22 protein-coding genes and 1 pseudogene are annotated in these 26,100 nt (G+C 64.8%); 10 read left to right on the top strand and 13 right to left on the bottom strand.

From position 1 onward, the window contains the following. Positions 1-232: 232 nt before the first annotated feature. On the bottom strand, positions 233-1,111 hold the full coding sequence (locus C0606_15745) for an EamA/RhaT family transporter (protein ID PLX36161.1): 879 nt from the start codon (positions 1,109-1,111) through the stop codon (positions 233-235). A gap of 380 nt (positions 1,112-1,491) precedes the next feature. On the opposite strand from C0606_15745, the gene C0606_15740 reads away from it, so the two are divergent. Continuing rightward, positions 1,492-2,724, top strand: a complete 1,233-nt coding sequence (locus tag C0606_15740) for a glycosyl transferase family 1 (protein PLX36374.1) — start codon at positions 1,492-1,494, stop codon at positions 2,722-2,724. A 32-nt stretch (positions 2,725-2,756) separates the two neighbouring features. On the opposite strand, the gene C0606_15735 is transcribed toward C0606_15740, so the two are convergent. The 3 genes from C0606_15735 to C0606_15725 form a co-directional block, all read right to left on the bottom strand. Beyond that, positions 2,757-4,181, bottom strand: a complete 1,425-nt coding sequence (locus C0606_15735; GenBank protein ID PLX36373.1) for a potassium transporter TrkH — start codon at positions 4,179-4,181, stop codon at positions 2,757-2,759. A 104-nt stretch (positions 4,182-4,285) separates the two neighbouring features. Then, positions 4,286-5,290 (bottom strand): bifunctional riboflavin kinase/FMN adenylyltransferase, encoded by a 1,005-nt coding sequence (locus C0606_15730; GenBank protein ID PLX36160.1) that lies wholly within the window; start codon positions 5,288-5,290, stop codon positions 4,286-4,288. A 66-nt stretch (positions 5,291-5,356) separates the two neighbouring features. After that, positions 5,357-5,758, bottom strand: a complete 402-nt coding sequence (locus tag C0606_15725; GenBank protein ID PLX36372.1) for an acyl dehydratase — start codon at positions 5,756-5,758, stop codon at positions 5,357-5,359. A 336-nt stretch (positions 5,759-6,094) separates the two neighbouring features. Between C0606_15725 and C0606_15720 the strand changes: the two genes are divergently transcribed. Next, positions 6,095-6,481 carry a two-component system response regulator gene (locus C0606_15720; protein PLX36159.1) on the top strand — a complete coding sequence of 129 codons (387 nt, stop codon included), beginning with the start codon at positions 6,095-6,097 and terminating at the stop codon, positions 6,479-6,481. A 99-nt stretch (positions 6,482-6,580) separates the two neighbouring features. Beyond that, positions 6,581-7,267: a chemotaxis protein gene (locus tag C0606_15715; GenBank protein ID PLX36158.1), complete on the top strand. Its 687-nt coding sequence runs from the start codon at positions 6,581-6,583 to the stop codon at positions 7,265-7,267. An 87-nt stretch (positions 7,268-7,354) separates the two neighbouring features. Here the strand turns inward: C0606_15715 and C0606_15710 are convergent, their stop codons facing one another. The 5 genes from C0606_15710 to C0606_15690 all read right to left on the bottom strand — a co-directional run bounded on the left by C0606_15710 (position 7,355) and on the right by C0606_15690 (position 12,456). After that, a complete protein-coding gene (locus C0606_15710) occupies positions 7,355-8,227 on the bottom strand; it encodes a TIGR01459 family HAD-type hydrolase (protein ID PLX36157.1) in 873 nt (290 codons plus the stop codon). 30 nt (positions 8,228-8,257) lie between these two features. Continuing rightward, complete coding sequence (locus tag C0606_15705) at positions 8,258-8,866, bottom strand: hypothetical protein (GenBank protein PLX36371.1); 609 nt, start codon at positions 8,864-8,866, stop codon at positions 8,258-8,260. 252 nt (positions 8,867-9,118) lie between these two features. Beyond that, complete coding sequence (locus tag C0606_15700) at positions 9,119-10,021, bottom strand: EamA/RhaT family transporter (GenBank protein PLX36156.1); 903 nt, start codon at positions 10,019-10,021, stop codon at positions 9,119-9,121. A gap of 263 nt (positions 10,022-10,284) precedes the next feature. Continuing rightward, on the bottom strand, positions 10,285-10,899 hold the full coding sequence (locus C0606_15695; GenBank protein ID PLX36155.1) for a hypothetical protein: 615 nt from the start codon (positions 10,897-10,899) through the stop codon (positions 10,285-10,287). Between the two features lie 120 nt (positions 10,900-11,019). Next, on the bottom strand, positions 11,020-12,456 hold the full coding sequence (locus C0606_15690) for a sigma-54-dependent Fis family transcriptional regulator (protein PLX36370.1): 1,437 nt from the start codon (positions 12,454-12,456) through the stop codon (positions 11,020-11,022). A gap of 275 nt (positions 12,457-12,731) precedes the next feature. Here C0606_15690 and C0606_15685 point away from each other — a divergent pair, with 275 nt between their 5' ends. Then, on the top strand, positions 12,732-14,186 hold the full coding sequence (locus tag C0606_15685; GenBank protein ID PLX36154.1) for a hypothetical protein: 1,455 nt from the start codon (positions 12,732-12,734) through the stop codon (positions 14,184-14,186). Continuing rightward, positions 14,171-15,466 carry a hypothetical protein gene (locus C0606_15680; GenBank protein PLX36153.1) on the top strand — a complete coding sequence of 432 codons (1,296 nt, stop codon included), beginning with the start codon at positions 14,171-14,173 and terminating at the stop codon, positions 15,464-15,466. The genes C0606_15685 and C0606_15680 overlap by 16 nt, the downstream gene beginning before the upstream one ends. 308 nt (positions 15,467-15,774) lie before the next feature. Here C0606_15680 and C0606_15675 read toward each other — a convergent pair whose 3' ends face one another. Then, entirely contained in the window at positions 15,775-15,969 is a 195-nt protein-coding gene (locus C0606_15675; GenBank protein PLX36152.1) for a copper chaperone, read from the bottom strand. A 383-nt stretch (positions 15,970-16,352) separates the two neighbouring features. On the opposite strand from C0606_15675, the gene C0606_15670 reads away from it, so the two are divergent. Continuing rightward, on the top strand, positions 16,353-17,702 hold the full coding sequence (locus tag C0606_15670; protein ID PLX36151.1) for a hypothetical protein: 1,350 nt from the start codon (positions 16,353-16,355) through the stop codon (positions 17,700-17,702). A gap of 35 nt (positions 17,703-17,737) precedes the next feature. On the opposite strand, the gene C0606_15665 is transcribed toward C0606_15670, so the two are convergent. Then, the gene (locus C0606_15665) at positions 17,738-19,618 is read right to left on the bottom strand and encodes a DNA mismatch repair endonuclease MutL (protein ID PLX36150.1); all 1,881 of its coding nucleotides are present in this window, start codon (positions 19,616-19,618) and stop codon (positions 17,738-17,740) included. Between the two features lie 263 nt (positions 19,619-19,881). On the opposite strand from C0606_15665, the pseudogene C0606_15660 reads away from it, so the two are divergent. The 4 genes and pseudogenes from C0606_15660 (at position 19,882) to C0606_15645 (ending at position 23,636) form a co-directional block, all read left to right on the top strand. Then, a pseudogene (locus tag C0606_15660) lies at positions 19,882-20,880 on the top strand (C4-dicarboxylate ABC transporter substrate-binding protein). Positions 20,881-20,936: 56 nt separating this feature from the next. Then, entirely contained in the window at positions 20,937-21,446 is a 510-nt protein-coding gene (locus tag C0606_15655) for a C4-dicarboxylate ABC transporter substrate-binding protein (protein PLX36369.1), read from the top strand. Between the two features lie 2 nt (positions 21,447-21,448). Then, positions 21,449-22,723, top strand: coding sequence for a C4-dicarboxylate ABC transporter permease (locus C0606_15650; GenBank protein ID PLX36149.1), 1,275 nt, complete (start codon positions 21,449-21,451; stop codon positions 22,721-22,723). A gap of 43 nt (positions 22,724-22,766) precedes the next feature. Further along, positions 22,767-23,636 carry a carboxyvinyl-carboxyphosphonate phosphorylmutase gene (locus C0606_15645; protein ID PLX36148.1) on the top strand — a complete coding sequence of 290 codons (870 nt, stop codon included), beginning with the start codon at positions 22,767-22,769 and terminating at the stop codon, positions 23,634-23,636. A 362-nt stretch (positions 23,637-23,998) separates the two neighbouring features. On the opposite strand, the gene C0606_15640 is transcribed toward C0606_15645, so the two are convergent. Together C0606_15640 and C0606_15635 are read right to left on the bottom strand one after the other, a co-directional pair. Beyond that, a complete protein-coding gene (locus C0606_15640; GenBank protein ID PLX36147.1) occupies positions 23,999-24,964 on the bottom strand; it encodes an ATP phosphoribosyltransferase in 966 nt (321 codons plus the stop codon). Beyond that, positions 24,961-26,091, bottom strand: a complete 1,131-nt coding sequence (locus C0606_15635; protein PLX36146.1) for an ATP phosphoribosyltransferase regulatory subunit — start codon at positions 26,089-26,091, stop codon at positions 24,961-24,963. Before C0606_15635 ends, C0606_15640 begins: the two co-directional genes overlap by 4 nt. Between the last annotated feature and the right edge of the window lie 9 nt (positions 26,092-26,100).

Here is a 26,100-nt window from a genome sequence, read left to right as displayed (position 1 = left end):
TCACGGAGCGTAAGCCGGCCGAAGAGCATCAGGCGGGCTCGTCGCAATCCCCGGACCTTGGCGCGCGGGTGTGTTCCCCGCCTTACGCGAAGGCCGGGCAAATAATTCGCGGTATCGCCGCCATCAGACGGCAGGGTCGGGTCGATCGGTCGGTCATGGTGCGCTTCTTAGCAACACTCGGCGCGGGCGGAAAGCCCTGTTCTCCCAAGAAATGGCGCCAAAGCCCTGTTTCCTAGTGCGCCTTGCCGGCCTGGCGTTCGCGGTGCGCGATGTAGAGGCCCGAGCCGACGATCAGCGCGATGCCGATCCAGGTCATTGCGTCGGGCAGGTCGCCGAAGACGAAGAAGCCGAGCGCGGTGGCCGCCACGATCTCGAGATAGTTGAGCGGGGCGAGCACGACGGCCGGCGCGCGCGTGAACGCCAGCACGACGAGGAAGTGGGCGCCGAAGGAAATCCCGCCGATGACGACCATCAGGCCGAGCTGGGTCGTATCGGGCATCAGAAAGATCGCGCCGGGGACGGCCAGCATGGTGGTGGCAAACAGCGCCGTACCGAGCAAGGCCGAGCCGTAGATCGCACCGAGCGTCATCAACGAGAGGATCGACGCCGTGCCCGAAAGCTTGCGCGTCAGGATCAGGTAGAAGGCGAAGCAGGTCGCCGCCCCGATCGGCAACAGGCCGGCGAGACCGAACACGCCCGCTCCCGGGCGGATGATGAACAGCGCACCGACGAAGCCGACGGCGACCGCCGCCCAGCGCCGTGGCCCGACGGATTCGCCGAGGAACAGCGCCGACAGCATGGTCAGGATCATCGGCTCGACGAAGAAGATCGCGATTGCGTCGGCAATCGGCAGCGTCTTGACGGCGGTGAAGAAGAACAGCGTGGCGGCGGCAATGAAGGCACCGCGCAGGATGTGTAGCCCGAGGCGGCGCGGGAAGAGGGTGAGACTGCGGCCGAGAATGACGGCGACGGCGACCGCGAAGACACCCTGGAAGACGAAGCGCGACAGCGCCACTTCGAGCGGCGGCACGGTCTGGCCAAGGTATTTGGCAATCGCGTCCATCACCGGCACGAGGAACATCGCCGAGGACATGAAGAGGATGCCGCTCATATTGGACGCGGCCGGCCCTTCAGCGCCGTGTTGCCCGGGCGAGTTCAATGGTGAGCTTGGGGGCGAATGCGGCGGCTTCGGCACGGGCTTTCCTTTCGCGGCGGGGCCGCAAGGAAAAGCCCCTACCCGCTTTGAACACGGGTTTTGCCGCTCGGCAAGCCCGGCTGGCGCATGCCCTGCCTGCACCTGCGGGATAGTTGCCTCACGCGACCGCCCCCTGATGATCCAAGGTTGTCGCGGCTTCTATCGGCTGGCATGGTGCGCCCGATGATTTGCGGAGCGGCGCCGCAGACCAAAACGTCTGAATGCGGACGGTGTCGCGTCCCCCTTATGTGTTTGCCGTTGCGCGTTCGCGCGGCGGCTGGGAGGCCCACCGAACGATGCGCATTCTTTTCCTGCACAACAATTTTCCCGCCCAGTACCGCCGCATCATGGCCTATCTCGGCCAAGAGCCGGGTATCGAGATGGTCGCCGGTACGCTCGGCACGAACCAGCAGTCGATCCATATCAGCCGCATCAACTACGCACCGCACCGCGAGGTGACGCAGCAGATCCACCCGGCAGCGGCGCCGATGGAATCGGCGATCCTCAACGCGCAGGCCGTGTTCAAGGCGTTCTATCCGCTGAAGCAGCGCGGTTGGGTGCCCGATGTGGTGTGCGCCCACTCGGGCTGGGGCCCGTCGCTGTTCATCCGCGACCTTTGGCCGGAAACGAAGCTGCTCTCCTATTACGAATGGTATTATCACCCGACCGGGTCGGACGCCGACTTCCTGCCGGGCGACGCGCGCAGCGAGGACGACGATGTGCGCACTCGCATGCGCAACGCGCCGATCCTGCTCGATATCGCCAACATGGACTGGGGCGTGTGCCCGACGCGCTGGCAGGCGAGCCAGTTCCCCGACCACCTGACGAGCCGCATCTCGGTGCTGCATGACGGCGTCGACACCGACTATCTGCAGCCGGATGCGGACGCCACCGTAACGGTTGGCGACAAGACCTTTGGCGTCAAAGACGAGGTCATCACCTATGTGGCGCGCGGCATGGAGCCCTATCGCGGCTTCCCGCAGTTCCTCGAAGCGCTCGCCAAGGTGCAGAAGGAACGGCCGAACGTGCATGCGCTGATCGTCGGCCAGGACCGGGTCGCCTATGGCCGCAAGCGCGCCGACGGCAAGACCTACAAGGAACACGCGCTCGCAACCCTCGACCTCGATCTCGAGCGCACGCATTTCATGGGGCTGGTGCCATTCGACACGTTCCGCGCCGTGGTGCAGATCTCGAGCGTGCACGTCTATCTGACGGTGCCGTTCGTGCTGTCGTGGTCGATGATCGAATCCATGTCCTGCGGAGCGCTGGTGCTCGGCTCCGACACCGCGCCGGTGCGCGAGGTGATCGAGGACGGCAAGAACGGGCTGCTGGTCGATTTCTTCGACACCGACGCGATTGCGGCTCGGATCAACGAGGCGCTCGACAAGCAGAAGAAGATGAAACCGCTGCGTCAGGCCGCACGGCAGACCGTGCTCGAACGCTACGCGGCGCGCAATCTTGTGCCGGCTCATCGCCAGCTCATCGTCGACGTTGCCAACGGCACGCTGCCGCGCAAACGGCAGGACTAGCACCAGCCGGATAAGCCGGATAGCCGGCACGCTCAGCGGCGCCAGAATTCCGGATCGAGCACGACCAGCACGGTGAACAGTTCGAGCCGCCCCATCAGCATGGCAAGCGCGAAGATCCACTTTGCGCCATCGGACAGCGTGGCGAAATTGCCCGCCGGGCCGATGATCTCGCCGAGCCCCGGACCGACATTGCCGACGGCCTGGGCCGCACCGGTCAGCGCGGTCACCAGATCCAGCCCGAAGAAGGTGAGGATCAGGGTGAAGAAGCCAACAGAGCCAAGATAGGCGACGAGGAAGGCGAGTACCGACATGGCGATGTCGGGCGACAGCGGAATGTTGTTGTAGTTGGTCGAGAGAATGCGATGCGGCCGCACCATGCGGCGAAGATGATTGCGCAGCATCCCCGCGAACACGATGAAACGGAAGATCTTGATGCCGCCGGCCGTCGACCCCGTGCAGCCGCCGACGAAGGTGAGCAGGAACACGATGCCGACGATGGGGGCGCCGAGCATGGTGTAATCGCCATAGGCGAAGCCGGTCGTGGTGGTAATCGAGGTGAAGTTGAACGCTGTCAGCGTGACCGCCGTTTGCAGGGGAATACCCTGGGCGATGGCAAGGTAGATCGCGGCGACGAGCGAAACGACGGCGAGGAAGCGAAACAGCGTGATGACCTGCGGGTCACGCCACAGAGCGAGCGGACGGCCCCTCAGCGCCTGGATGATCAATGTGAAGGGCAAGCCGCCGGCGAACATGAAGATTGTCCCGATCCACACGGTCACCGGATTGGTGAAAAAGGCGAACGAGGCGTCATGGGTGGAAAAGCCGCCCGTCGACAGCGTGGTCATGGCGTGGTTGATCGCGTCGAACCACGACATCTCCGTCAGGTAGAAGCCGAGTGCGCACAGCAGGGTAAGAAACAGGTAGGTGCTGGCAAGCAGGCGGAAGAACTCGCTCGCCCGCGGCACGATCTTTTCGCTGCGGTCGGAGCTCTCGGTCTTGAAGAGTTGCATGCCGCCGACCTGCAGATAGGGCAGCAGCACGATCGCCATAACGATGATGCCGACGCCGCCGAGCCATTGCAGGATCGAGCGCCACAAGAGCAGCCCCGGCGGCTGATGGTCGAGGCCGCTCAGCACAGTCGACCCGGTGGTGGTGACGCCGGAGACCGCCTCGAAGGCAGCATCGACATAAGGCACGCCGATATGCAGGAAGGGCAATGCGCCGAATGCGGGCAGCGTCGTCCAGGCAAGGGTCGTCAACAGAAAAGCCTGGCGGATTGTCAGCCCTTCCCTCAACTCATTGTGCGAGGACACGACAAGGAGAAGGCCCGCCGTCCCGGTGAACAACGCCGAACCGACGAACCCGACCCAGTCGGAATTGTCGACCGCAAGGTCAACCATCGCCGGAATGAGCATCGACGTTGCGAGACCGAAATAGAGAAATCCGAGAATGAACAGGACCGGACGGATATTCATCGCCTGATCGCAGCCTCAGTTGTAGCGGATGCGGCGGAGCTTAGTCGGCTTTGCGCGTGCGCGGCAAGCCAGCCTGCCGATTGGTCTCAGCCGGAAAAGGTCAGCGCCAGATCGAGCGGCGAGAGCGGCTGCATGGCGGCGATCGCGGCGCGCGCCTCCTCGCTGTCGCGATCCATCTGCTCGATCAGGGCTTCGGCGCTGTCGAATTTCTGTTCGCCGCGCAGATAGGAGACGAAAGCAACGTCGACGATCTCGCCATAGATGTCGCCCTTGAAATAGAACACGAAAACCTCGAGCAGCGGGATGCCGTCGCCGAAGGTCGGGCGGCGGCCGTAGCTTGCGACGCCATCATGCATGACACCGCCGATCCGGATCTTGACCGCATAGATGCCGTGCGCGAGACCGCAATCCTCCGGCAGTTTCATATTGGCGGTCGGGTAGCCGAGCGTGCGGCCGCGCTTGTCGCCATGGACGATCTCGGCCTCGACGAACCAGCGATAGCCGAGCAGCGCGGCAGCCTCGGTCACGTCGCCCTGTTCGAGCGCGGCGCGGATGCGGCTCGACGAAATGCCCTCGCCGCCCTCGTCGCCGAAAGCCGGAACTATCGTGACGCCGAAGCCGTGGCGCTTGCCGGCGTCCTCAAGGAAGGACGGCGAGCCGGCACGGCCCTTGCCGAAGTGGAAATTGTAGCCGACGACGACATGACGAGCGCCGAGCGCACCGACCAGAATGTCGCTGACGAAGGTCTCCGCCGTCTGGCCGGCGAAATCGCGGTCGAAGGGAACGATGACGATGCCGTTGAGGCCGGCCGCTTCGACGACGCGTGCCTTGGCGGGCGCCGGAGTCAGGCGGAACAGCGGCACGTCGGGCCGAAAGACGACGCGCGGATGCGGCTCGAAGGTCATGGCGACGGCGGGCGCCCCGAGGGCTCCGGCCTGTTCCACCGCAACGCTGAGCACACTCTGGTGGCCACGGTGGACGCCGTCGAAATTGCCGATCGCGACGACGCCGCCGCGAACGCTATCGGGCACGGCGGCAAGGCCGTCGACGCGGGCAAAGGCCGGCTGGCGCACACTATATGAGGCGGACATCGCGGGTGGACCTTTCGGCAGGCATGGGCGGATGCGGCGCGACCCTGCCCACTCAGTCCGTCAAGGTCAAGTGGGAAGCTTGATCGCTCCGCGAGCCGGCACCTTGACCATCGCCTCGCCGTCGAGCACCACGCGGTCCTCCACCCGGCATTCGCAATGCAGGCGGGCACGATGGCCCTTGGCGATGAGTTCGATCACTTCGACGATGACGGTGACCTCGTCGCCGATGCGCACCGGCGCCTTGAAGTTCAGCGTCTGCGACATGTAGATCGCGCCCGGGCCCGGCAGGCGGGTACCGAGAACCGCCGAGATCAGGCTGGCGGTGTAGAGACCGTGCGCGATGCGCGCCTTGAACGGCGTGCGGGCGGCAAAATGCTCCGACAGGTGGATCGGATTGCGGTCACCCGACACTTCGGCAAAACCGACCACGTCGGACGCCAGAACCGGCTTGATGAAGGTCTCCTTCATGCCAACCGACAGGTCTTCGAAAAACAGCGTTCTCAGTTCCAGCACGGCGATGCTTCCCTTGGATTTCTTGTGGGCCGAACGCTAGAGGCGAGCGGTGGGTAAAAGCAATACGGCTTTCGGGGTATCGGCTGGTTCCATGACGCCTAGACTCGGGGCCCCAGAGTCTTCGCAACAGCCTTACTCGGTAAAATTTTCCGAGTTAACGCTCTTTTCAATCCCTTGCGCTAGTTTACAGCGGGGTGCGGGGAAAAGACTGAAGAAATCGACCCCGTAGTGTGCGTCTTAGCGCTGAAGCCCGCGTAACTTGGGCCTGTGTGCAAGTAAATGGAGTAGACAATGGCGCTTGATCTTTCGATGCCGGTGCTTGTGGTCGATGATTACAAGACCATGATCCGTATTATCCGCAATCTCCTCAAGCAGCTCGGGTTCTCCGACGTCGACGACGCGGCGGATGGAACCGAAGCGCTGGCGAAGATGCAGCAGCGCCGTTACGGACTGGTGATCTCCGACTGGAACATGGAGCCGATGACCGGCTACGAGCTGCTCAAGCAGGTGCGCGGCGACGCGACGCTCAGCAAGACGCCGTTCATCATGGTGACCGCCGAATCGAAGACGGAAAACGTCATCGCGGCCAAGAAGGCCGGCGTGAACAACTACATCGTCAAGCCGTTCAATGCGCAGACGCTGAAGGGCAAGATCGACGCCGTGTTCAGCGCCGAATAAGGCCGGACGCACTTCGACCTTTCAGACGGAACGGATGCGGCTTGACGGTCGCGACCAAAAGGCAACGGGGTAATTTGCCCGCTGCTCGGGGACGAACGTATGTCAACTAGTCAGAAAACCCAGAGCGTCCTGCGCGTCATCCAGTTTCTGGAGCGCCGCAAAGCGCAGGCAGGCGAGGTGTCGATCGGGGACGTCATGCAGCTCGCCGAGGTGATGGCCGATTCCTACAAGGACTTCTTCTCGTCCTTCGACGGTGTCGTCTATCAAGAGCTCGTTTCGATCGCCGACGAAATCGCGACCATGAAGAACGAGCTGGTGCACCTGCGCGCCGACGACATGAAGCACAATCGCATTCCCGATGCCGGGCGCGAGCTTGATGCCATCGTCGAGGCGACCGAGGAAGCTACCAACACGATCATGAATGCGGCCGAGGAACTGATGGGCGCGGACCCGTCGGATACCGACGCGTTCCAGGCACTGGTCAGCGACAAGACCATCGAGATCTTCGAAGCCTGTTCGTTCCAGGACATCACCGGCCAGCGCATTTCCAAGGTCGTGTCCACGCTCAACCACATCGACGAGCGGCTCGACACGCTGATGAACAAGCTGAAGATGCCGGAAAACCTGCCGCCTCTCGAGGAAAGCAATTCGGAAAAGCGCCAGCGCGAACTGCTCCTCAACGGGCCGCAGATGAAGGGCGACGCAATCGTGCAGGACGATGTCGATGCGCTTCTGGCCGACGACACGGTCGGCGCGCAGAACGAGATCGACAAGCTGTTCGACTGAGCGCCCACGGGCCTACTGAATTAAAAAAGGGCGTCCCGGTTCGGGGCGCCCTTTTCGTTTTTGCCGTCATGCCTGCGAGGGCTGAGACTACCAGGCGAGCTTGGGGATGATCGCGGCGACCGCGAGACCTTCGTCGGCGAGCCGGGTGCGCACCTTGTCCTGATCGGGATTGTCGGCGTCGCCGAAATCGGCGGCATGAATGCCGGCCGATATAAACAGCGTATCGAGCCCCTGCCCGACGGCGCCGGCGACATCGGTCTTCAGCCCGTCGCCGATTGCCAGGATATCGCTCTTGTCCAACGCCGTGCCGGCCAGTTCGGAGATCCGCGCAAAGGCATTGGCGTAGATCGGCGCGTGCGGCTTGCCGAGGATGACCACCTCGCCGCCGAGATCGGCATATTCCCTGGCCAGAGCACCGGCGCACCACACCAGCGTGTTGCCACGCTCGACGACGATGTCGGGATTGGCGCAGACGAAACGCAGGCCACGCTTGACGAGGGCGTCGAGCCTTTCGCGGTAGTCCTCCGGGCTCTCGGTCTCGTCGTCGACAAGACCGGTGCAGACGACGACATCGGCCTCCTCGGCGCCGACCAGCGTCATCGGACTGTCTTCGTAGAGGGTCAGGTCGCGATCCGGGCCGATATGGTGGATGCGGAGCAGGCCCTTTTCGAGCAGCAGCGCACGGGTCGCATCGCCCGAGGTGACGATGCCGTCATAGGCGTCGCGCGGCACGCCGAGGCCGTCGAGCTGGCCGTAGATCGGGCCGGACGGCCGCGGAGCGTTGGTCAACAGCACCACCGTGCCGCCCTCGGCGCGGTACTTCACCAGCGCCTCGCAAGCGGGCTCGAAGGCGCGCACGCCGTTGTGCACGACGCCCCAGACGTCGCAGAGGATGCCACGGTAGCGCCCGGCTATCGCCGAGAGACCGGACAGGAAAGGGATCGGTTCGTTGGTCATCATCTGCGCGGGTAACGGCTTGGCAAGCCGAGGTCAAGCGGCAAGCACGGCCGCGCAGCGCTTCCAGGCAGTCAGAACGGTGGCGATCGCCAGCATGACGAAAATGCCGTCGAGTGCGACCCAGGGGATTGGAAACAGGGCTACCGCGACAGCCAGCGTGCCGATGACGAAGGCGCGGTCGGACTTGCCCATCGGGCCGTCATAGCGCCGCCCCGCCCCAAGCGCCTGAGCGAGCACGCCGGCGAACTCGGTGATGATCGCTCCGATGACGAAGAAAACGATCGGCACTGCGGCGGCCCCGTAGGGCGCGAGCGCGGGGACCAGCGCCAGATAAAGCGCGAGATCCGACAGCACGTCGGCGACTTCATTGAGGATCGCGCCGAGCTGGCTTTTCTGGTCGTGCTCGCGGGCCAGCATGCCGTCGATTGCGTTGAGCGCCATGCGCACGAAAAGAACGAGCGGCAGCAGTAGCAGCGAGGCCTTGAAGCCGGCAGAGACCGCGAGCAGCAGGGCTGCGAGCAGCGACAGGCCGAGGGCCGCAAGCGTGACCATGTTGGCAGTCACGCCAGCCTTCGCCAATGAGACGACGAGTGGACGCAGGAACGCCTGAAAACGCGGTTTCAGATCGTAGATGCTGGCCATCGTCTCCTCGCTCGCCGGTATCGTTGCGATCGGAATCATAGCCGATCCGGCGATGTGGATCGACCGCGGAACGCGTTGTTTGCCCGCGTTTTCTTGTCCAAAAAGTCTGACAACTTTTTGGGAAAGCGCTGTCGCCTTTTGCCCTCCGCGTTTTCTTGTCCAAAAAGTCTGACAACTTTTTGGGAAAGCGCTGTCGCCTTTTGCCCACCGCGTTTTCTTATCCAAAAAGTCTGACAACTTTTTGGGAAAGCGCTAGACCGGCGGCACCTCGGCAGGCGCCACCCGCTGGGTCTTGGCCGAGCGGATGACGATCAGCCCGGCAACGACGATCAGCGCGGCGCCGACCAGCGTCGTGTCACGCGGCATTTCGGCGAAGAACAGATAGCCCCAAAGGCTGGCCCACAGGAAGGCGCTGTATTCGATCGGTGCAAGGGTCGCCACCGGCGCGCGCGCAAGCGCGTGAGACAGCAGGAAGAAGCCGCTCGTCCCGCAGGCGCCGATCGTCGCATAGACTACCCAATGTTCGGGCTGGATCGGATGCCAGACCAACAGCCCCGGCAGCGCCGAGACCACGGTCCCGCCGATGGTCTGCATGAGGATGATGGTGACGATGGGATCGCCACGGGTGCGGGCGCGGATCGTCACCATGGCGACGGCGTAAAACAGCGCGGCGGCGAACGCCAGGCCGAGGCCCATTGCGAGTTGCTCAAACGGCTCGTCGAGCGTTTCCGCGGCAAGCGTGCCCGAGCAGATCACGACGACACCGACGAGACCGAGCAGGATCGCGACAGCCGCGCTGCGGGGAACCGGCTCCTTCAGCATGACCCAGCCGAGCACGGAAATGACCAGCGGGGCGGTGAAGAACAGCGACGTTGCCAGCGCCAGCGGAATGAACTGGATCGCCTTGAAGAAGCATACACCGGCGCCGACGACGAGAATGCCGCGCAGGCCATTGGCGCGGATGACCGGCCAGCTCGGGAACTCGGGGCGCAACGCAAGAACGAACGGAACAATGGCGACAAGGCCGGCGACATAGCGCAGGAAGGTGATCTGCCAGACGGGATAAAACGGCCCGATGGTCTTCACCAGCGCATCCATCAACGAGAGGATGCCGATGCCAAACACCATCATCAGGACCGGCAGAAGGCGCGCCATGTTCGAACCTGTCAGGGCTGAGCGGAAGGGCGACGCCACAAGGGCAGCGCTGATCGACCCAGCGAATGTGCCGCGAGAATGCGGAAAACGAAATACCCGCCGGCGAGCCCGGCGGCGAACCCAAACAAAAACCGGGGCGCCATGCACCCCGGTTCAACCGGCATCGACGCCCGCACCGTCGATACATCCTATGAGTGCAGAGGGGAAGAGTGTTTCACCCGTCACACCCGGAAATTTTCAACTTTCGTATGATTTCCGCGCGTTCAGTTAGCGCTTCCTTCACCCGGGCGCGGCTTCGGCTTGCCGGAATCGACCGTGAACGGCAATTCGAACGCACCGGACTTGTCGGAATGGGCATCGCGCAGGGTGATCGCAACGACGTAGTCGCCGGCGCTGAGACCTTCGAATACGAAGCTCAGCGAGAGATGAAAAGCGCGTTCCGGTCGCGCAGAAACGTGCGACAGCCGACTGACGTCCTTCTGGGCGGCGAGGATCTGGCCGCCCGCGGTGCGCAGTTCGAGGTCGGCATCGAGATCGATGGCAAATCCCTTGTCGGTTTCGCCGTAGCCATAGCCGAGCGGCTCGGCATAGAGCATGATCTGGTCACTGGGAGAGAACACGTTGCTTTCACGCGCCGTGAAACGGCCATAACCATCGGCCGCACCGTCGGTGAACGTCGCCTTGGCGAAGCTGAGCGGCATCGCCGTCCAGGTCGCGTCGTAGACGGCCTCGGCGGCCGTCAGCGCGGCGACCGGCTGACCGTTCTGCAAGCTGTTTTCGACCTCGATCGCTTTGTTGACGATATCGCCGGCCAGTGCAGGCCCGAAACCAACCGCGGCGAAAGCCAAGGCGGGCAACAAAGACGCCTTTTTGATCATTATCCCCAGCAACCCATTTGATGTTTCTTTGGTTGACGAGGGATTTACACGCCTTGTTCACGCATCACAATGATTTGCTGGACAAATTTTTCGTCACGGTAAACCGCGAAGTGCCGTCGGTCAGGGCTGATGACTGCGCTCGGTCCAGGATTGACGTTTGCGGTAGATCGTCGAAGGAGCGATTTCGAGGGCGGCGGCGGCGCGCGAAATATTGCCGTCGAAGGCGGCCAACGCCTGTTCGATGATATCCCGCTCCTGCTGCCAGAACGGCGCGATCGCCGCTGCGCTGTGGCGCGAAAAGCCCGGGGCGGAGAGATAACCCCCTTGCTCGCCAAGGAAAATCGGCTGATCGGGTGCGGCGGGCAGAGCACCCGCGAGCATCGCCGCTTCAATCGTTTCGCCGTCGTAGAGCACCACGGCCCGGCGTATGACGTTTTCGAGCTGACGGACATTGCCCGGCCACGCGTAAGTGACGAGACGGTGCTCCACTTCGCTTGAGAAGCCGGTGAAAGAACGCCCTTCCTCGGCAGAAAACCGGGCGAGGAAATGATGCGCCAGTGACAAAATGTCATCGACGCGCGCGCGCAACGGCGGCACGTGAACCGGCAAAACGTGCAGCCGGTAATACAGATCCTCGCGGAAACGACCCGCCGAGACCTCATCGAGGATGGTGCGGTTGGTGGCGGCAACGAAGCGCACGTCGACCAGCCGGCTGCGGCTGTCACCGAGGCGGCGCACCACGCCGGTCTGGATGAAGCGCAAGAGCTTGGCCTGCAGGGCGAGATCCATCTCACCGATCTCATCGAGAAACAGGGTGCCGCCATCGGCCAGTTCGGCGGCGCCGGCGCGATCTTCCGAGGCTCCGGTGAAAGCGCCGCGGACGTGGCCGAAGATCTCGCTTTCCATCAGTTCGCGCGGGATGGCGCTACAATTGATGGCGATGAAGGGGGCATCGGCGCGGCCCGAATGGGCATGGATGGCTTCGGCGCAGAGTTCCTTGCCGGTGCCGGATTCTCCGGTGATGAAAACGGGGGCACGGGAAGCCGCGATGCGGCGCACCTGATCGTACAGACCAAGCATCAGCGGCGACGAGCCGACAAAGCCGGCGAAATCATTTGCGACTGGCGACGGTCGGCCGGCCGTCGCACGGGTATCGATCACGGCCTGGTGCCGGCGGCGGCTGCAGGCTGCGAAACGCTCGATGAGCGCCGTCGCGGAAAGCGGTTTGACGATGAAGTCGTGCGCACCGGCGCGCAGCGACTCGATGGCGCCGGAAACCGACCCGCTTGCGGTAACGGCGAAGACGACGGCATCGGGGAGCAGAGGAACGAGAGCACCGAGCGAATCCGCGCCACCGATCGCATCAAGATCGACAACGGCGAGATCGAAGTCTTCCGCGCGGGCCAGACGGCGGGCACCGGCGAGCGTATCGGCGACGACGGTCGCTTCTACCCCGGCGGCTGTTTCAAGCCCGGAAAGAAGCACCCGTTTTGCGGCTGGATCGGATTCAAGAACGAGGATGCGGACGTTTTCGGCCGGACCTCGCAAGACTGACATGACGAAACGGACCCCCACTGCGAACGACGTCATGGTTAATCATCCATGACCTCAATCCGTTTTGCGCCAACAGGGTAAAGAAAGCGTTTCCGCGAGCGCCGAAGGACGGCGGAGTGCCGACCGGAACGCCAGGCCGAACGGCGGCCGTTACGGTTCCTTAACGCTACCGGCTCACCGGAAGTAAATCCTTTTTCTGTAACGTTGTTTTTCCAAGACGAGATTTTTCAGGGGTACGGCGGGGTCTTGCGGACAATCGCAGACGCCGTAGACGGAGGATCGACGTGGACAGCCACGCCGCAACAAAGCCGCCAGAGCAAGTGGAGGCGACTGACGAGGTGCCGGTGCATGACGCCGTGCACCTGCAGGCGCGCGAGACCGCGCGCAGCGGTCTGCGCGTGCTGACGGTCTACGGATTGCGGATCGCCGGCGCCGGCGTCGGTTTCGTCGCCCAGATCGCCCTTGCCCGCTGGTTGAGCGCGGCCGAATACGGCATCTACGCCAACATCATGGTCTGGCTTATGCTGATCGGCGGCTGGCTTTCGCTTGGCCTTGGCGCGGCGATGATGCGTTTCGTTCCCGAATATAAGGCGCTTGCCCGGTTCGACCTGTTGCGCGGCCTGCGCCGGCTTTCGCTCGGTGTGGCGTTCAGCCTGTCGTCGCTGATCGCGTTGATCGCCATCGCCGTGCTGAGCCAGAGTGGCGATTCCATTGCGCCGACCTACCACAAAGCGCTGTTCTATGCTGCGTTCTGCCTGCCGTTCCTGGCGCTGACGGAGGTCAATGACGGCTTCTGCCGCGGCAATGGCTGGCCGGTACGCGGCATGGCGCCTTCGCTGCTGCTTCGTCCGGTCATGCTCGTGGCCGGCGTTGCGATTGCGATCGCGGTCTACGGCAGAGATGCGACGGCGGAAGACGCCATGGCGTTGATGCTGGTCGCGGTGGCGGCAACGGCGGTCGTGCAGGCCTTTGTCGCCCGCCACGGCGCCCGCGAATCGATCGGCCTGGGATCGACGGAATATTCCATGCCGTCCTGGCTCGGTGTCGCGATCCCTCTCGTGATGGTCGAGGGTCTCCTGCACCTGATGAACAATGTCGACATCGTGCTGGTGGGCGCCCTGCTCCCGGCGGAAAACGTCGGCCACTACTACGCGGCGACGCGGATCCTGATGCTGGTCGGGTTCGTTCCCGTCGCCGTCATCGCGGTGATGGCGCCGCGGTTTGCCCACTTCGCCGCAACCGACGATCACGACGGGCTTGCGCGCGCGGTCAATCAGGCTGTCACGCTGTCCTTCTGGCCGGCGGCGATCATGGCGCTCGGCATCGTTGCTGCCGGACCGCTCTTGCTGGCGGCTTTTGGAACCAGTTTTTCCGCAGCCTATCCGGCGCTGATCATCCTGACCGTTTCGGCCGTTGCGCGTTCGGCTATCGCACCCGCGCAAACAATGCTCGTCATGACCGGGCATCAGCGCACCGGGATGGCCATTCTCGGCGCCGCAGTGATCGCCAACGCCGGTTTCAATCTGGTGATGATCCCGGCGTTCGGGATCACCGGTGCGGCGCTCGCGACCGCGACCGCGATGCTGCTTGAACTGCTGCTGTCGACCATCGTCATCCGCCGAAACTTCGGCTTCCAACCCGTTCCGACACTCGATATCGGCCAGCTTCGCGCGCTGCTGCGCAGCGTGCTTGCGCGTTCACCGATGTCCCAGAAGAAATGCCAAGAGGTTTAGGAGTGCTCATCCAAGGCCGAACCGCTCTCGACACCGCAGCGGACCCCCGTTCCGGGTCCCGTAGCGCCGAGTCCCGGGCTGCCGCTCAGGTCGCCGCCCCTGAGGGATTCCGCGCCGAAATCGTTCCGCTCGCCGACATCGCAACGGTCTTCGCAGCGCTGGAGCGTCTCGCCCACCGCGCCGGGGAAGCCAATGTGTTCTTCGAGCCGACCGTGCTGGAAGCCGCGATGGCTGAAGTCCGCCGCACCAAAGGGCTGTTTCTGGTGCTGGTCTGGGACGACGCCGGCGGCGATGAAACAGACGGCGATGAACGGGTGCTTGCCGGCGCTATGCCGATCGAACTCGCCCGCCACCGCTGGGGGCCGTGGCTTTCGGCGACGCAGGTCTGGAACCACCGCATGGGCGTTCGCGGCACACCGCTGATCCTGCCCGGGCGCGGCACGGCCTTCTGGATGCATGCGCTTGACGCAATCGCGGCCGCCGGGTTCCCGCGCATCCTCTTGATGCACACGATGAAAGCCGACGGCGAAGCCATGCGCGGTCTCGAGGCCGCCACCCAGCGCAGCGACCGGCATTTCTCCGTGGTCAACCACACGCCGTATATCTCGCTCAACACCGATCTCGACGGCGAGGCCTATCTCAAGGCATCACTCAGTGCGCGGCGCTACCGCCGTTCCGAAAAGGCGCGGGAGTCGCTCGGCAAGACCGGCGTTCTGGAACGCAAGCTCTACACCACCGAGTCCGAAGTGCTGCCGGCGTTCTGCCAGTTCCTCGAACTCGAGGCCGCCGGATGGAAGGGCCGCGAGGGCACCGCGATCCTGCGCAAGCCCGACGCGTTGCGCTTCTTCCTCAAGGTAATCGCCACCTTCGCCCGCCGCGGGGACGTGCAGGTCGATACGCTCGAACTCGACGGTCGGCCGGTCGCCATGTCGGTCGCGGTCACCAGCGGCAAAACGGCGTTTTGCTGGAAAACGGCCTATGAGGAATCCCTGTCGAAATACACACCGGGCTATCTGACCGTGATGGACGTGACGCGGCGGATCGTCGACGATCCGTCGATCATCGGCGCCGATTCCTGCACCGAGGCGGGCCATTCGATGATGGAAAGCCTGTGGTCGGAAAAAAGCGATGCCGCCGACATCCTCATCGACACGCGACCGGCCAGCACCGGGATCGCCATCGCCATTGCCGAACGCCTTGAAAAAGGCCGGCGGCGGCTCCGGGGTACGGCGAAAAAGGTCTACCACGCCCTGCGCGGGCGGCTCGCAGCGTTGCGCTGACCGCGGCTGTTTCCCTCAAGTATCAGGCGCAAGGCACAAAAAAGAGCCGGCACGGTGGGGCAACACCGCGCCGGCGGGCCGTTGTGCCGACTGGGGGTACGGCACGAACGACAGGCGGATCGTCTAGCCGGGCATCGGCGCGAGCCGCAGCTACGACCGAATACCGAAGGGTACGGGTCAAAGCGTCGGCGGCTGCACCGCAACACTGTTCAACGATGATAACGCGATTGCCGCTGCCGCGCCGTTCACAAGCGTTCACACTGAGGTGAAATGCCGGGCGGTGCCCCCCCGATCCGCAAATTGCCGGATCAGGCCGCAACCTCGTAGCCGGCATCCTCGATCGCTTCGACGAACTTCTCGCGCGGCGTCGCCGACTCAATCGCGACCTCGCCAGCTTCGAGGTCGATCGACACGCTGGCCGCGTCGTCGACTTCACCGACGGCGGCGGTGACGGCCTTGACGCAATGCTGGCAGGACATGCCGGAAACCTTGAGCGTGATCATTGGCTTGATCCTTTTTGAGGCATCGGCACACGCATCCAGAGGCTGTGCCGGAACTGATCCATTTGAGCGACGACAACCGCCCCCATAGGGTTTCCCGATCGGCGCCGCGCCCCCTTCTATCTGCGACTTCCAGTGACAGGAAGGTCAAGACCTTTGCAGCGCTCATAAAACCGGCGAACCAACCCGATGCACCGAGTTCCAAACCCGAACTGCCCGTCACACCGCGTTGCGAGGCATCGCGGGACCCGAAGCATGGGCGCATTTTTCGCCGAACGAGCCCTCGGCTGGGGATAAGCCGCCGCGGGGCGGTGCGCATTGCCGCGAAATCGCGCATCATTTCAGACGATTCGGTACGTCACCGTTCGTTGGAGAAGCCCCGAGGCATGGCCCGCATCGTTTCCATCTTCATTGTCATCTGCATGGCCGTCATTGCCGCGTCCGCCGGCATCGTCGCCCGTTTGCAGCTTGGCATGAGCGTGGGCGAGGCGCTGATCATCTCGATGATCGTGATGATGGCGATCACCGCGGCCTATCTCGAACAGAACCGCCGGCGCGATCAGGACCGTGTGATCGCCCGGTTCGAGGAGTTGTCGGGCCAGGTCGACGGTCTTGGCGACGACGTCACCAATCTGGAGAACCGCTTCGCGGTGGTGGAGGACAAGGGGTCGGTCGACGCCGGGGAACGCGTCGAGTCGCTCTATGGTGAAGTCGAGGTGTTCAGCGTGCTGGTCAAACAGCTCGCCGAGTCGCTTGCCGACCTCGAGGTTCGGGTCACCGAAATCGAGAATGCCGCGGTACGCGCAGCGACCCAGCAGGCAGCGCTTCCCGCGCCGGCCACCGGTATAATGCCGCCGGCCCCGCGCGGGCATTCGGCCGCCGCTCCTGCGGTTCGCAATAGCGATGACCACGCCCGGCGTCAGCGCGAGGCCGAGGAGCGAGCCGCGCGCGAGGAGCTGCTGCGCACCGTCCAGTCGGCGGTGATGGGCGACCGGGTCGAACTGCATCTGCAGCCGATCGTGACGTTGCCGCAGCGACGTACCCGCTTCTACGAAGCGTTGATCCGGCTGCGCGACGATGCCGACGTGATGATCTACCCGTCCGATTTCCTCGCCGCCACCGAAGCGGCCCGCGTGACGCCTCGGGTCGATCAGGTGCTGTTGCGGCGAGCCTTCAGCGTGGTGAAGCGTTTTGCGACAAGGGATCGCGGCCTCGGCCTGTTCTGCAATATCTCGCCGCTGTCGCTGGTCGATGCGCGCTGCTTCGGCGAGCTGATCGACCAGCTGAAATCCGTGTCTGAGGTCGGGCCGGCGCTGATCCTGGAACTGACCCAGGAGGGCTATCGCTCGATGGGGCCGCTCGAGACCGACGCGCTCGCCGAGTTGAAGGAATACGGCGTGCGCTTCGCGGTCGACAATGTCCGCGACCTGCGGATGGATTTCTCCGAACTGAATCGCACCGGCATCCGGTTCCTCAAGATCGCCGCCGAACGCCTGCTCGACCCGGAAGCGGTCAAAGGCACGGACATCCATCTCGCCGACCTCGCCGACCTTCTGGCACGCTACAAAGTCGAGCTGATCATCGACCACATCGAGACCGAGTCGCAGGTGCGCGACCTGCTCGACTATCAGCCGAAATTCGGTCAGGGCAATCTGTTCTCGCCGCCGAAGGCGGTGCGCAACGAAGTGCTGTCGACGGTGGCGCTCGGCGAACCGGCGCGGCGCGCTTCCGTCTGAGGTATATCCCGCTCTTGTGAAATGTTGGCGCGGCGCTACTTGCGGCCGAACAGCCGTTCGATGTCGGCGAGCTTCAACTCGACATAGGTCGGCCGGCCATGGTTGCACTGGCCGGACAGCGGCGTTGCCTCCATCTCGCGCAACAGCGCATCCATCTCTTCCGCCTTCAACCGCCTGCCGGCCCGCACCGAACCGTGGCAGGCCATAGTCGAGGCAATCGCGTCGAGCCGCTCGCGCACCCGCGTGGCGCTGTCCCATTCGGCGATGTCGTCGGCGAGATCGCGCACGAGCCCCTTGATGTCGGTATCGCCGAGCAGCGCCGGCGTCTCGCGCACCGCGACCGCTTCGGGGCCGAAGGATTCGAGCACCAGCCCCGCCTCGGCGAGCTCGTCGGCGCGCTCCAGCAGCCGCGCCACGTCATCGACTGGCAGGTCGACCACTTCCGGGATCAGCAGGATCTGCCGGCCGACACCCGTCTCCGCCATCGCCGCCTTCATGCGCTCATAGACGAGACGCTCGTGGGCGGCGTGCTGGTCGACGATGACGATGCCGTCCTCGGTCTGGGCGACGATGTAGGTCTCGTGCACCTGAGCGCGGGCCGCGCCAAGCGGGCGGGCAACGCGGTCTTCGGCAAGCGGCGCCGCATCTGGCCGGCGGTCGACGCTCGGCGCCGACACGGCATCGAACGCGGCCTGATCCTCGGCAAAACCGGTGGGTGCGCCGTAGGGCGGCGTAGCGCCCGGTGACGCCTCATCAGCCGGGCGATAGGGCGACTGGCGCCAATCATAGGGTGCGGAGGGACGCTGGGCGGAGCCGCCGGCAAAAGGCTGACCCCCTGCCCCCGTCCGTGCCTCTGCCCCCATGGCGCGGAAGGCATCAACGGCGGCGGAAGCGTTGTGGGTTGCTGCTCGCGGTCCGCTTTCGGCGAAGGCGCGGCGCAGGGCGCCGACGATCAGGCCACGCACCAGCCCCGGATCACGAAAGCGCACATCGGCCTTGGTCGGGTGCACGTTGACGTCGACCTCGTGCGGGTCGAGGTCGAGATTGAGCACGACGGCCGCATGTCGATGGCCGGCGAGCACGTCCTGATAGGCGCCGCGCAGCGCGCCGAGCAGTTGCTTGTCGCGCACCGGGCGACCGTTGACGAAGAAGAACTGCTGCAGCGTGTTGGCACGGTGATAGGTGGGCAAGCTGGCAAAGCCGGTCAACTGGACCCCTTCCCGCTCGGCGTCGATTTCGAGCGCATTGTCGAGGAACTCCTTGCCGAGCACCTGGGCGATCCGCGCGGCGCCTGCCTCATCACCGCGGGCAGCGGCAAAATCGCTGATGGTGCGGTCGGCGCCGGCGAGCGAAAAACGCACGTCGGGATGGGCCAGCGCGAGACGGCGCACGACGTCGGTGACGGCGGTTGCCTCGGCGCGTTCGCTCTTGAGAAATTTCAGCCGTGCCGGCGTGGTGAAGAAGAGATCGCGCACCTCGATGCGGGTGCCTTCGGTCAGCGCGGCCGGTTTCGGCGTGGTGGGCCGCCCGCCTTCAAGGGTCAGTTCCCAGGCATGCGGCTCGCTTGCATGCCGCGTCGTGATCGTCACCCGGGCGACGGAGCCGATCGAGGGCAGCGCCTCGCCGCGAAAGCCCAGGGTGCGGATATCGGCGAGGTCGTCCTCGGCCAGTTTCGAGGTGCAATGGCGTTCGACGGCGAGCTCGAGATCCTCGCGGGTCATGCCGCTGCCGTCATCCGTGACGCGGATCAGCGTCTTGCCGCCGCCGGCGGTGACGATCTCGATGCGGCGCGCCCCGGCGTCGAGCGCGTTCTCGACCAGTTCCTTGACGACGCTCGCCGGGCGCTCGATCACTTCGCCCGCCGCGATCCGGTTGATGGTCGATTCCGATAGCCGCCTGATCGCCAAGATTGACATCCCTTGCCGCGCCGGTCCGTCCGGCCCGCGCCACTTTCGTTTCTGGTGGAGATATCGATTGTGACGGATTCGCGCAAACCGGTCACGCGGCGCGCGCTTTGTTGCGAAAAAACGCCGGCAAGGTGCGTTCGCACCTTCGAGCGCAACATTCGCGAATGCGCATTAATGCACTGCAACATATTGGAAAGATTACGAAAGGGGCTTGCCAACGCGGAAATTGATCGGCCATTCTCCGGGTCGAAAAAACTGGGAGGAACCACCTGATGAAACTTGCTCGTCTCGCAATCGCGGGTACCGTGGCGCTTGCGCTCAGCGCATCTGCGGCGTTCGCGGCCTCGACCACGCTGCGCATCACCCTGCAGCTTCCGCTGAAGAGCCATCTCGGCCAGAACCTGCTGGTCTTCAAGGAAGAGGTCGAGAAGACCTCGAACGGCGACATCGCGGTCGAGATCTACGACTCCGCGCAGCTCTACAAGGACAAGGAAGTGCCGCAGGCCGTCGGCTCGGGCGCCATCGAAATGGGCGTTGCCTCGCTGACCCGCTTCGTCGGCGACATCCCGGCGGTCGACGTGTTCTACCTGCCGTTCCTGTTCAACTCGGAATAAAAGGTGCGCGCCGCGACCGCCAAGGGCGGCACCGTGCGCGGTCCGATCGACGAAGCGATTCTGGGCACCGGCAATCGGGTGCTGTGGTGGCAGGCCTATGGCGGCGTCGTGCTCTTGTCGAACGGCGGCCCGATCAAGACGCCAGAAGACATCAACGGCAAGAAGGTCCGCGTGTTCGGCAAGACGCTCGGCGCCTGGATCGAAGCCGCCGGCGGCGTGCCGACGCTTATCTCGGGCTCGGAACAGTACCTCGCCTATCAGCGCGGCACGGTCGATGTCGGCATGACCGGCGTGTCGGGCGTCAAGAGCCGCAAGCTGTGGGAAGTGATGGACACCATCACCCGCACCAACAACGCCGACATCGAGTTCATCGTCGTCATCAACGAAAAGTTCTGGCAGGGCCTTTCGGATGAGCACAAGGCGCTGATCGAGGCGGCTGCCGCCAAGGCCGACGCCACCGTTCGCGACAAGATGACGGAGATCGAGGCCGCGGCGTTCAAGATGTCGGAAGAGAACGGCATGAAGATCTACGATCCGAGCGCGGAAGAAATCGCCGCCTGGAAGGCTGCCGCGCAGCCGGTGTTCGATGGCTTCCTGGCCGCCTCGGGCGGCCTCGGCAAGACCGTCTTCGACGCCGCGAACGCTCTCGGCAACTGATCGCAACCTCTTGAGGCCGGACGCCGCAGCCCGTGGCGTCCGGCCGGTTTTTCACCATGCGCCTGTTTGACAGCTTGTCCAAATTCCTGGCCGCCATCGGCGCCTGGGCGTTCTTTGTGGTCGGGTTGATGCTCTCCTACGAGGTCATCGCCCGTTACCTGTTCAATGCCCCGACGAAATGGGCGGCGGAGCTGTCGACCCTGTTGCTGGTGTGGGGCACCTTTCTGGCCGCCGCCGCGCTCTTGCATAACGGCCATCACATCCGCATCAGCCTCGTAACCGAACACCTGCCGCGCATGGTGCAGCATCGGCTCGACGCGCTGATCTTCCTGCTGGTCGCGGGCTTTTGCGGCGTGGTCGTGTGGTACGGCACGCCGATCGCCTACGATTCCTACGAGACCGGGCGGACGACCGGCTCGATGCTCAACATTCCGACCTTCTGGACCGAGCTGTCGGTCCCGGTCGGCTTTGCGCTTCTCGGTGTCCAGGCCCTGATCGAAACGATCCGTGCGCTCGGCCGCGGCGAGAACGATACGCCGTCACCGAAGCCGCATGAGGGCGACTGATCATGACAACCGCCCTCATCCTCATCGCGCTCTTTGCGCTGCTGCTTTCCGGCATGCCGGTCGCCTTCGCGCTTGGCGGGCTCGGCTTCGCGCTCCTGGCAATCGGCGGCTTCTCGCCGCTGATGGTGCCGCAGGGGCTGCTGTCGACGCTCGACAGCTTCGTGCTGATCGCCGTGCCGCTGTTCCTGCTGATGTCGAACGTGCTCTTGAAAGGCGGCGTCGGGCGCGACCTGTTCGCCGCCGTGCAGGCCTGGGTCGGACACTGGCCGGGCGGGCTCGCCGTCGCGACGATCCTGTCCTGCGGTATCTTCGCGGCGATCTCCGGCTCGTCGGTGGCAACGGCTGCCACCATCGGTACGGTCGCCATCCCGGAGATGACCGAGCGCGGTTATCCGCGCCGCTTCGTGCTCGGCCTCTTGGCGGCCGGCGGTACGCTTGGCATTCTCATTCCACCGTCGATCCCGATGATCGTCTACGCCTTCATCGTCGAGGAATCGCCGATCCATCTGTTCTTCGGCGGCATCGGCCCGGGCCTGATGCTGATCGTGCTGTTCATCATCTATTCGGTGATCTTCGCGATGACCTCGACGGACTACCAGCCGAGCCCGAAGGCCGGCTGGGACGTCAAGCTGAAGACCGGCATCCGCGCGCTGCCGACGGTGCTGCTCGCCGCCTTCGTCATCACCGGCATCTATGCCGGCGCCTTCACGCCGACCGAGGCGGCCGCCATCGGCTTTCTCGGCGCGCTCTTCGTCACCACGCTTGTGCTGCGCACGCTGACCTGGAAGTCGCTGAAGGAAGCGACCATCGAGGCGATGGTGACTTCGGTCGCGATCCTTTTGATCGTCGCCGGCGCCAAGGTGTTCGGCAAGGCGATCACGCTCTACCGTATCCCGCAGGACATCTCCGCGCTGCTGACCTCGTCCTTCGACACGCCGCTGATGTTCATCATCGCGGTCAGCGTCGTTCTGCTGATCATGGGCCTCGTGCTCGAAGCGCTCTCGATGATGTTGATCATGGTGCCCGTTCTGTCGGGTGCGCTGATGGCGCTCGGCATCGATCCGATCTGGTTCGGCGTGTTCTTCGTCATCATGGTCGAATGCGCGCTGATCACCCCGCCGGTCGGTCTCAACCTCTATGTCATCCAGTCGGTCGGCAAGGCGGGCATGGGCGAGGTCTCGGCCGGCGTCTGGCCGTTCCTGCTGTTGATGCTGGCGACGGTCGCGTTGTGCTATGTTTGGCCGGACCTGGTGCTGTACATCCCGTTCAAGCTGTAGCCCGGATTTCGCAAGCACCTGCATTTAAATAAGGAATACCGCCATGACCACGCCGGCAGCCACCCTGCGCACCCTCCTTGCCGAGCCGGTTCTGCGCGTCATGCCCTGCTGTTTCGACGGGTTGTCGGCCCGCATGATCGAGCAGGCGGGCTTTCCGCTGACCTTCATGTCGGGCTTTGCGGTGTCGGCGGCGCGGCTCGGCCTGCCGGATACCGGGCTCATTTCCTATGGCGAGATGGTCGATCAGGGCCGCAGCATCTGCGCGGCGACGACGATCCCGGTGATCGGCGATGGCGACACCGGCTACGGCAATCCGCTCAACGTCAAGCGCACGGTGAAGGGCTACGCGCAGGCGGGCTTTGCCTCGATCATGATCGAGGATCAGGTGGCGCCGAAGCGCTGCGGTCACACCCGCGGCAAGCTGGTGGTCGACCGGGTCGAGGCGCTCGACCGTATCAAGGCCGCCGTCGACGCGCGCGAGGAAGGCGCCGACATTCTCATTCTCGCCCGTACCGATGCGCGCCACGGTCACGGTCTCGACGAGGCGCTCGAGCGAGCGACGCTGTTCCGCGATGCCGGTGCCGACATCCTCTTTGTCGAAGCGCCGAAGGACAAGGAAGAGATGGCCGCGGTCTGCCGTGAGGTGCCCGGCATCCACATGGCCAACATGGTCGAGGGCGGCGAGACGCCGATACTGCCGCCGGCGGAGCTGGAGGAGCTCGGCTTCCGCATCGCCGCCTATCCGCTGACGCTGCTGTCGGCGGCCATGCACGCGATGCGCGATGCGCTCGCCGCCATGAAGCACGGCGAGCATCCCGACAACATGCTGATGGCGTTCACCGAACTGCGCCGCCGCGTCGGCTTCGACGATTATTACGAAGACGAGCTGCGTTACTCGAACCCGCGGGATTGAGCACGTCGCTTAAAAGCGGCGGCTAGTGCCTCACCACCCGCAGGCGGTCAGAAGCGCCCGGCCAGCCCCCCTCTCCGTCGTCATCCTCCGGCTTGACCGGAGGATCGGACAGCGTCGGACACGTCGGTTGCGCTTGGAGGGATGTCACAGGAACTCCCCCCTTATCCGCCTCACCACCGCCGTGCGAATGGAGAACGATCCTCCGGTCATGCCGGAGGATGACGTGGGGGGGTATGCCCGGCGACAACGCTGCCGGCATACCGTGCTGAAACGGGCAACAGACCCCGGCTCGGAGGCCGGGGTGACGGGGAGTGTGTGGGCGGAGGCTGTGCGCCAAGCGAATGGCGCAACGAGCACAAATCTTACCGCAGCGCTTCGACCAGCCCGTCGAACAGCGGGTTGCGGGCTTCGAAGACATATTCCGGCGCGCTGACCGTGACGGTCTCGGCGCCGTTGCCCTGCAGCCAGACAACGCAGTCGTAAACCCGGTTCGCCGGGCAATGCAGCACGAGCGTCGCGCCCCGCGTGGCACCGAACGGCACGGTGGCGCCGAACATGCGCCCGACCTCGCGGCCGAGTTCAGCCGTGTTGGCAACCGTGGTCCGGATCTCGCGTACCTTGCGGGCACGCTCGTCGGCGGCAACGCGATCGAGGATGGCGCGGGTCGCGGTCAGCCCCTCCTCGCTCCAATGGGCGCCACGGGCGGCGACCAGATGGGCCTGCGAGCGACGCATCACGCCGTCGTCGAGCACCTTCAGATTGTTCGCTTCAAGCGTCGCACCCGTCGTGGTGATGTCGACAATCAGCTCCGCGCCGCCGGCTGCGGGCGCGCCCTCGGTGGCGCCAAGGCTTTCGACGATGCGGTAGTCGGCGATGGAGTGCTCGGCGAAGTACGCCCGCGTCGAGCGGATGTATTTCGTGGCGACGCGCAGCGGCCGGCCGTTGCGGGCGCGGAAATCGTGCGCGACATCGGCGAGGTCGGCCATGGTGGCGACGTCGATCCAGGCCTTCGGCACGGCGACCACGACATCGGCATGGCCGAAGCCGAGCGGCGTGACGAGGTGCAGGCGGGCTTCCGGGTCGGCCATCTTCTCGTGCACCAGGTCGAGCCCGGTGATGCCGAGATGGACGTTGCCGACCGCCAGCTCGCGGGCGATTTCCGACGCCGACAGATAGGCGATCTCACAATTGTCGAGGCCGTCGATGCGGCCGCGATAGTTGCGCGCGCCGCCCGGCTGCAACAGCTTGAGGCCGGCACGGGCGAAGAAATTGATGGCGTTTTCCTGCAGCCGACCCTTGGAGGGTACGGCGACGATCAGCGAGCTCATTGTCCGGCCTCCTGCGGCAGGCGTTCGATCCAGATCGAGAAGCCGACGGCGGGCACGTCCTTGCCGGCGCCGAGCAGCTTCAGCAAACCGTTGTAGCGGCCACCGCCGACGAGCGGGCCGCGGCCGGGATCGGCGGGATCGCGGATTTCGAACACGAAGCCGGTGTAGTAGTCGAGGCGGCGGCCGAAATCGGCGGCGAAGTGCATGCGCTCGAACGGAATGCCGCGCTCGGCCATCAGCGTGATGCGGCGCTCATAGACGGCGATGGTGGTGTCGAGATTGATGCCGGCCTCATCGCACAGCGCGGCGATCTGTTCGACCGCGCGGTCGGGCGTGCCGGCGATATCGAGGAAGCGCGCAAGCACGTCGGCCTCGTCGGGGCGGGCGCCGGAGCCGGCGGCAAAGGCTGCCTGCTCGAGGAAGCGCTCGGCGATCTCGGACGCGCTGCGGCCACCGACGACGCTGATGCTGGCAATCGACAGAAGGTCCTCGACAAGCCCGTGCGCGCCGTCATGGTCGGCGCCTTCAAGAGCGGCGAGCAGCCCGGCGCGGCCATCGGCGCCGCTCGGCTCGCCGTCGCCGGCTAGCTGGCCGATCAGCGCGTCCAACCGGGCACGGTCGCCACAGGCCGCCTTCAGGCGGCGGCGCCAGGCAACCGGCAGATCGAGCTTGTCGACCAGCGCATAAAACAGGTCCTGATCGCCGATGCGGATATCGGGCAGTTCGAGGCCGAAGGTGCGCAGCGAGGCGAGCGCCAGCGACAGGATTTCCGCGTCGGCGGTCTCGTTGTCCTCGCGGCCGATGGATTCGACGCCGGCCTGCAGGAACTCGCTCGCGCCGCCCGAGACGCGATGGCGGAACACCGGGCCGAAATAGGCGTAGGCCGCGCCGCGTGCCGGATTGCCGGTATCGATGTGGTGGGCGCAGACGGGAATGGTGAACTCAGGCCGCAGGCACAATTCGTCGCCGTCCGGCGTCACGGTCAGGAACAATCGGCCGCGGATGTCCTCACCCGCCAGATCGACGAAGGTGTTGGCCGGCTGCAGGATCGGCGGATCGACGAAGCGGTAGCCCGTCGTCTCCATCAGCCCGCGCATGGTCGCGAGGCATTCGTCGAAATCGCGCATCACACGCTC

It is taken from the genome of Hyphomicrobiales bacterium (genome assembly GCA_002869065.1).
Taxonomy (GTDB): Bacteria; Pseudomonadota; Alphaproteobacteria; order Rhizobiales; family Rhodobiaceae; genus Rhodobium.
This window is presented reverse-complemented; position numbering and strand designations above follow the sequence as displayed.